This is a genomic window from Pseudoalteromonas sp. Isolate6 (genome assembly GCF_022398435.1).
Lineage (GTDB): Bacteria > Pseudomonadota > Gammaproteobacteria > Enterobacterales > Alteromonadaceae > Pseudoalteromonas > Pseudoalteromonas galatheae.
Genome location: NZ_JAKEVK010000238.1, coordinates 1 through 6,494 on the forward strand (window position 1 = coordinate 1; position 6,494 = coordinate 6,494).

The window sequence follows — 6,494 nt, forward strand, 5'->3', positions numbered from 1 at the left end:
AGTGTTAGCAGATTCAACAATGATAAAAAGATAGGCTTTTTTAATACAAATATCGAAGGAAATAAAAAATGGAATATACGTTAGTGAAAACCGCGACCTATAAAGGGTTAATCAAGGAGGTTAATGAACTAATCAAACAAGGCTGGATCCCTCAAGGAGGAGTCATGGAAGATCAAAATGGTAGATGTTTACAGGCAATGATTAATACCAATTGAATTAATTCTCTAATCAATTTGAAGGGTGAAATAGCATAAAGGCCTCTTATGAGGCCTTAGTTAATCAACTTTTTTCTTAATCTAAACTTAGACTATTTAGTGCGTGTTTCTGCCACGTATTTGCCGGCTTGAATCCGCTCGTAAATACTATTAGCGAGTTCTTTTGCTTGTTCGATTTGTGAAGGGGAAAGCTGTTTTTCGTCGAGCACTCGGCTCTTTGTGGCTTCAGCATAGCCATTAAACTCGGCTAACGTATTCCATACGTACGAGCGTTCAATACTTTTCTCGACTCCCAAGCCCTGAAAATACATGAGTGCTAAATTAAACATGGCTAGGGTGTAGTTGTTCGCGGCGGCTTTTTCATACCAGTTAAGTGCGTGGCGGTAACTTTGTGGGACACCGTCACCGTTTGCATACATTAGCGCTACGTTAAATTGCGCGGCTGGCATGTTTTTGTTTGCCGCTCTAGTCATTAACTCAACGTATTTAGAACGGTCTTTTTTAACACCGCGACCTTCGTCATACATGACTGCGAGCGCAAACATCGCATCAGCTTCACCAAGTTTAACTGCTTGTTGAAATAACTCTGCCGCTTTACGTGGATTTTTGATGACACCGTAGCCGCCTTCGTACATCACACCGAGTTGATATATGCCTGGGGCGTAATTCATTTCAGCTAAATAATTGAATTCTTGTAGTGCTTCTTCGAACCTGCCAGCATTGAGTGCATCTATGCCTTCTTCCAATCCAGCTGTTGCCAACGGTGCTTGGCTTAACAGAGCAATGGCGATACATGCTTTTGAAATCCTGCCTAACATCATAGACCTCCTTAAGGTAGCTATGCTAACTATGTTGTTAGTTATTCTAATGCCAGAAACACAGATTTACAAAATACAAATCTAAAATTGCAGATACTGCGTTAATATAAGGTAATAAAAACAAAAATTGAGGCAATGGGATGAAGAAATTAATAGCACTGGCGCTATGTTTACTGTGTTTGGCTGGATGTAGTCAAAGATTGGCCTATAACAATCTAGGATGGTTAGCGAGTTATTATATTTCCGATTATGTTGAGCTGACGGATGAGCAAGAAGAAAAGCTGGAGGCTGATGTCGAGTCTTTGGTTGCGTGGCATCGACAGTCAGAGCTACCAAAATACAAATTTCATATCCAATCACTATTGAAGCGCTGGCAAACCATGACGGAGAGTGATTTGGTAGATATGGTGTATACCACAAGAAACTATTGGTATTCCGTCGTTGAAGCCGTATATCCCAAGTTAGAAACACACCTAAATTCGCTTAACCGTGAACAGCGAGAAATGCTGATAGCCAACATAGAAAAAGAAATGTTGGATGATGACTGGGAGGAAGGAGACCAATTTAACCGTTATGAGCGTTGGCTTGGTGATTTGAGTAATAAACAAAAGGAGCTTATTAACGAATATTATGAACAAGGCGAGTTTGCGCGCCAGGTTTGGCGTGCACATGAACAGAGGCGCTTTAGCCAGTTTAAACAAGCCATGTTATTGAGCGGCACTGAACAAGTTTCACCTGAGCTGTTGCAGCAAGCAGTAGTCACGTCACCCGCAGCGCTGCCCGAGCGCATCATAGATATTCAAGCAAGGCGAATAAATGAGTATGCAAATCTCGCTGTTAAACTCAAAGACACCATGAGCGACAAGCAAAAGCAGCACTTCAAAGAAGAGCTTGAAGAATTGCTTGAGCTCTTAGAGTCATTGTAAAAAATTAGCCGAGCAGCTTAATTCTGGTTGGCTTGTTTGGTTTTGCATACTCTAAGCGATTAATACGCTTGGTACTGTGATACCCGTCTAAACTTGAAATCGCAACACAGTCGAGCGCCTCGATATCAATATAACCGTCTTCGAGTAACGCTTTTTCTTCAACGTGAAGCGATTCAATTTCGCCTATTACTAACTCTGTGTCATTAAGTTTAATGGTTTGATGATCTTTGAGTGCAAGTCCGTATTTTAATCTACTTTCTTTAACGAAAGGAGCAGGGAAATCATTTAAGTACTCTGCGGTTAATCCTGTTTGCTCAAATTCAGATTGACTCTTTTCATATCTGGCAGAGGTTTGATGAGCCGCCATATAAATTTGAATGTTAACTTGATTAATCGTATATTTTTCAGTCGCTAATATGTTCTCTAGCGTGTGTCTTGGTACGCTATGGGGCCTAAAAATCACGCCAACGAGCGCCGGACTGGCGCCAAGGTGGAACACTGAACTAACAATAGACAAGTTTTCCTGACCTGTCCCATCAACTGTTCCGATTAAGTTAGCGCTTTTGAAACCCGATAATGAATTTATCATCAGTGCGCGGTAACGTTCGTCTAGGGTTTTAATATCGTCACTGGAGAAGTGTTTCATGAAGTGATCACCATTCAATTGATTTATTTTGCCAGTCAACATAGCTCACCGTGCCATCCGGGTGGCTCTTTGCTATGATGCTGCTGAGTTGATCTGCCACAAATTCTGGCGTAAAGAGTTTTTCATCTGGGACATTGGCTTGAAAGGGCTTTGAAAGTGGCGTATCGGTAGTGCCTGGATGGAACAAAATGAGCTTAATATTTTTTGCCCGACGCGCAAGCTCGACAGCCGCGGATTTAAACATCATATTAAGTGCTGCCTTTGAACTGCGATAGCTGTACCAGCCTCCCATCCGGTTGTCACTGATACTTCCAACACGGGCAGAGAGTGCAGTAACTACACATGACTGTTTCCCTTTAATGGTCGGCAATAAAGCTTGTAACCAAAGCATGGGGATCATGGTATTGATGTTGAAAAGTGCCATGCTGTAGCCGAGATCAACATCCTCAAGCTTTTTCTCTGGGAATTTATCAAACTCGTCATGGAGTAGCCCATTAAAAATGGTGACACTTTTAACCGTGCAGTCAAGCTCAAATATTTGTCTCCCAACTTTTTGGATCTGTGCCTCGGAGTAATCGCACTGAAAGTGCAGGGCACTCGCTTTTGAAGCCGCTTTAGCTTGCCGAGAAACGGTGATTACTCTTACGTCGGAATTCTGCTCGACTTGCGTTTTTACAAAGGCTCGCGCGATCGCAGAGCTTGCGCCAATGACTATAATTGCGGGGTTAGTCACGATTGCACTCTCCACTATTTTGCATGCTGCATTGACTTGGGGACAAAAGTTTAGAAATTTTCATTCTATGTTTTGCAAAAAACAAATAAAGCCAGTCTGCAATCTTGCGAATTATTGGTAGCCTAAGTAATTTAATCCAGCGATGTTTACCGACTTGACCCCAAGCCGCTGCGGTGACATCCAGCCCGATAATAAGCTTGCCTTGGCTATCGTAACCATGGAGCTTTGCCATTGCTGCTTCACGCGATATCTCAGGAAACTCAGTATCGAATCGGGTATCGTGAATGTTCACCAAATCAATGCTATTGTGTTTATCAAAACGTTTAAGTTCATTCATTTCCCTCATACACAGCGGACAGTTACCATCGTAAAATACAATCATTCGCTCACTCGAATAATACTTATCTTTGTCATGTTGTTACGTTAACGTCTTGAAAATAGATCGTTCGCAAATCAATTTATTCTCGGTATAGTGGAGTTCGAGTATCTTTTCATCAAGGAGATTGTATGACTGAGCAATACGCAAGCCTACGTAGTAATGTGAGCCTTTTGGGGCAGATGTTAGGACACATTATTCAACAAGCGCAGGGTCAAGAGACGCTAGACAAAGTTGAAGAAATTAGGCACCTAGCAAAATCCTCTAGAAGTGGTAATGATTCAGATAGGCAAGCGCTGATTGACACATTACGTAGCCTAAGCGATGAAGCGCTACTTCCCGTTGCTCGCTCATTTAATCATTTTTTAAACCTGGCGAATGTCGCAGAACAATTTCACACCATTTCAAAATCAGGCTCTCCTGACGGCGTGATGATCGAAGTCGATAAGGCGCTTGATGAGTTGCAAAGTAAAGTTGATTCTGGCGCACTGGCACTTAACGAAGTTGCAGATGTAATAAGCAAACTAAAAATCGATTTGGTGCTAACCGCTCATCCGACGGAAGTAACACGCAGAACTATCATCAACAAACACGTCGAGCTGAGCGAATGTTTAAAAGTGCTTGAGGTGACCTCTGGTGAGGATCCTGTCTACGATGAGGTTATTGACCGCATTGAGCAGTTGATTTCACAGGCGTGGCACACCAGCGATATAAGAGAAAAGCGACCTACGCCACTGGATGAAGCAAAGTGGGGATTTGCGGTTATTGAAAATAGTCTTTGGGAAGCCGTGCCAAAGTTTGTTCGATATTTCAACGCCCAAGTGAAAACGCGATTAAATTTACAACTACCCGCCAATTTTAGTCCTATTCAGCTCACTTCTTGGATGGGGGGCGATAGAGACGGCAACCCGTTTGTTACTTCTCATGTGACGCAATCTGTGCTTGATCATGGCCGCTGGATGGCGCTTGATTTATATCGTCGCGATCTAGAAATTTTGGGCGCAGAACTCTCTATGAGTAATGCGTCCGAAAGCTTTATAGCGCGAGCAGACGGCAGTAATGAACCTTATCGTCATGTGCTAAAGCAACTACGCGCTGAGGTAGAAGAAACCATTGCTGCATTAGAATATAAAATCAAAGGCACACCTTCTCAATATCAGGACAAGATTAAGCAGGTCTCACAGATAAGAGAGCCACTTGAGGCATGTTATCGCTCGCTGGTTGATTGTCGCATGGTTAATATTGCTGATGGTTTGTTGTTGGATGTATTAAGGCGAATTGACTGTTTTGGCGTGTCTTTATGTAAGTTAGATATTCGCCAAGATTCCGCCAGACATACCGAAGTGTTTTCTGAATTAACACGCTATTTGGGTCTTGGTGATTATGCCCAGTGGCAAGAAGCAGACAAGCAAGCCTTCTTATTAACCGAGCTAAGCTCAAGACGACCGTTACTGCCGCGTCATTGGCAACCTTCTTCCAATGTTCAAGAGGTGCTAGAAACATTTGCAACGATTGCGGATCAAGACCAAAACGCACTTGGCATTTACATAATCTCAATGGCGCAAAGTGCCTCAGATATTCTCGCCGTGCATTTATTACTCCAAGAAAGCGGGTGTAAATTCAACTTACCGGTAGCGCCGTTATTTGAAACGCTGGATGACTTAAATAATGCACAATCAGTGATCAGCGGGTTATTTGAGAATACTTGGTATAAAGGCACGATTGGTGCCAAGCAATATGTGATGATCGGCTATTCTGACTCTGCAAAAGACGCAGGAATGATGGCTGCCGGATGGGCGCAGTATGATGCAATGGAAAAACTGGTTAATCTTGCAGATGCCAAGGGCATTGAGCTGGTGCTTTTCCATGGCCGTGGAGGTACGATTGGTCGTGGAGGTGCGCCTGCAGCACAAGCGCTGAGATCTCAACCGCCTGGTTCGCTAAAAAGTGGTTTGCGAGTAACCGAGCAAGGCGAAATGATCCGCTTTAAATTTGGTTTGCCTAAAGTCGCGATGCAAAGTCTATCCATTTATACCAGTGCGATTTTACAAAGTAATTTGTTGCCACCTCCTCGGCCTGAACCTAAATGGGTAGAGGTAATGGAGACGATAAGTGAAGCTTCCTGTAAAAAGTATCGCAGTATTGTTCGAGAAAACCCTGATTTTGTTCCTTACTTTAGAATGGCAACACCAGAACAAGAACTGTCTAAATTACCGCTAGGCTCACGGCCTTCAAAACGTAATCCAAACGGCGGAGTAGAGAGTTTGAGGGCGATTCCATGGATTTTTGCATGGAGTCAAAATCGCTTGATGTTACCTGCTTGGCTGGGGGCGAAAGAAGGTCTTGAAGCCGCCGTAGAAACGTTTGGTAAAGACATGCTGCAAGAAATGAGTGCAAAGTGGCCATTTTTTAGAACCCGTCTAGAAATGCTCGAAATGGTATTCTGTAAAGCCGACCTTTGGCTCAGCGAGATGTATGATGCAAGTTTAGTCAGTGATGAGTATAAAGGTTTAGGTGGTGAGTTGAGAGACAACTTGCAACAAGCCATCGAGCTTATTCGCGGCCTTGCGCCAGAGTCATCGCTGTTATCACAGCAACCTTGGATCAAAGAATCAATCGGGTTGAGAAACCCTTATACTGATCCACTTAACTTGTTACAAATTGAACTGTTAAAGCGGGTGCGTGAAGAAACCAATCATGATTTGGAACTGGCACTTATGATCACGATGACAGGTATAGCGGCCGGTATGCGCAACACGGGTTAGTGCAACAATTTGAAT

The 6,494-nt window shown here is 43.2% G+C and carries 7 protein-coding genes; 3 read left to right on the forward strand and 4 right to left on the reverse strand.

Translation table 11 applies throughout. The features are described 5' to 3' along the window. Nucleotides 1-68: 68 nt before the first annotated feature. Nucleotides 69-215, forward strand: coding sequence for a DUF1737 domain-containing protein (locus L1D50_RS20480; RefSeq protein WP_095729633.1), 147 nt, complete (start codon nucleotides 69-71; stop codon nucleotides 213-215). Nucleotides 216-307: 92 nt separating this feature from the next. Here the strand turns inward: L1D50_RS20480 and L1D50_RS20485 are convergent, their stop codons facing one another. Continuing rightward, nucleotides 308-1,033 carry a tetratricopeptide repeat protein gene (locus L1D50_RS20485; RefSeq protein WP_128726698.1) on the reverse strand — a complete coding sequence of 242 codons (726 nt, stop codon included), beginning with the start codon at nucleotides 1,031-1,033 and terminating at the stop codon, nucleotides 308-310. A gap of 140 nt (nucleotides 1,034-1,173) precedes the next feature. Here L1D50_RS20485 and L1D50_RS20490 point away from each other — a divergent pair, with 140 nt between their 5' ends. After that, a complete protein-coding gene (locus L1D50_RS20490; RefSeq protein ID WP_239966697.1) occupies nucleotides 1,174-1,959 on the forward strand; it encodes a DUF6279 family lipoprotein in 786 nt (261 codons plus the stop codon). 4 nt (nucleotides 1,960-1,963) lie between these two features. Here L1D50_RS20490 and L1D50_RS20495 read toward each other — a convergent pair whose 3' ends face one another. From L1D50_RS20495 to L1D50_RS20505, 3 genes are read right to left on the reverse strand one after another with little or no spacing between them, the layout of a single operon-like run. Then, a complete protein-coding gene (locus L1D50_RS20495) occupies nucleotides 1,964-2,605 on the reverse strand; it encodes a flavin reductase (protein ID WP_239966698.1) in 642 nt (213 codons plus the stop codon). Between the two features lie 7 nt (nucleotides 2,606-2,612). Continuing rightward, entirely contained in the window at nucleotides 2,613-3,338 is a 726-nt protein-coding gene (locus L1D50_RS20500; protein WP_128726659.1) for an SDR family NAD(P)-dependent oxidoreductase, read from the reverse strand. Continuing rightward, entirely contained in the window at nucleotides 3,331-3,720 is a 390-nt protein-coding gene (locus L1D50_RS20505; protein ID WP_275660239.1) for a DUF393 domain-containing protein, read from the reverse strand. The genes L1D50_RS20500 and L1D50_RS20505 overlap by 8 nt, the downstream gene beginning before the upstream one ends. Before the next feature lie 125 nt (nucleotides 3,721-3,845). Between L1D50_RS20505 and ppc the strand changes: the two genes are divergently transcribed. Next, on the forward strand, nucleotides 3,846-6,479 hold the full coding sequence (gene ppc / locus L1D50_RS20510; RefSeq protein ID WP_239966700.1) for a phosphoenolpyruvate carboxylase: 2,634 nt from the start codon (nucleotides 3,846-3,848) through the stop codon (nucleotides 6,477-6,479). Nucleotides 6,480-6,494 lie beyond the last annotated feature (15 nt).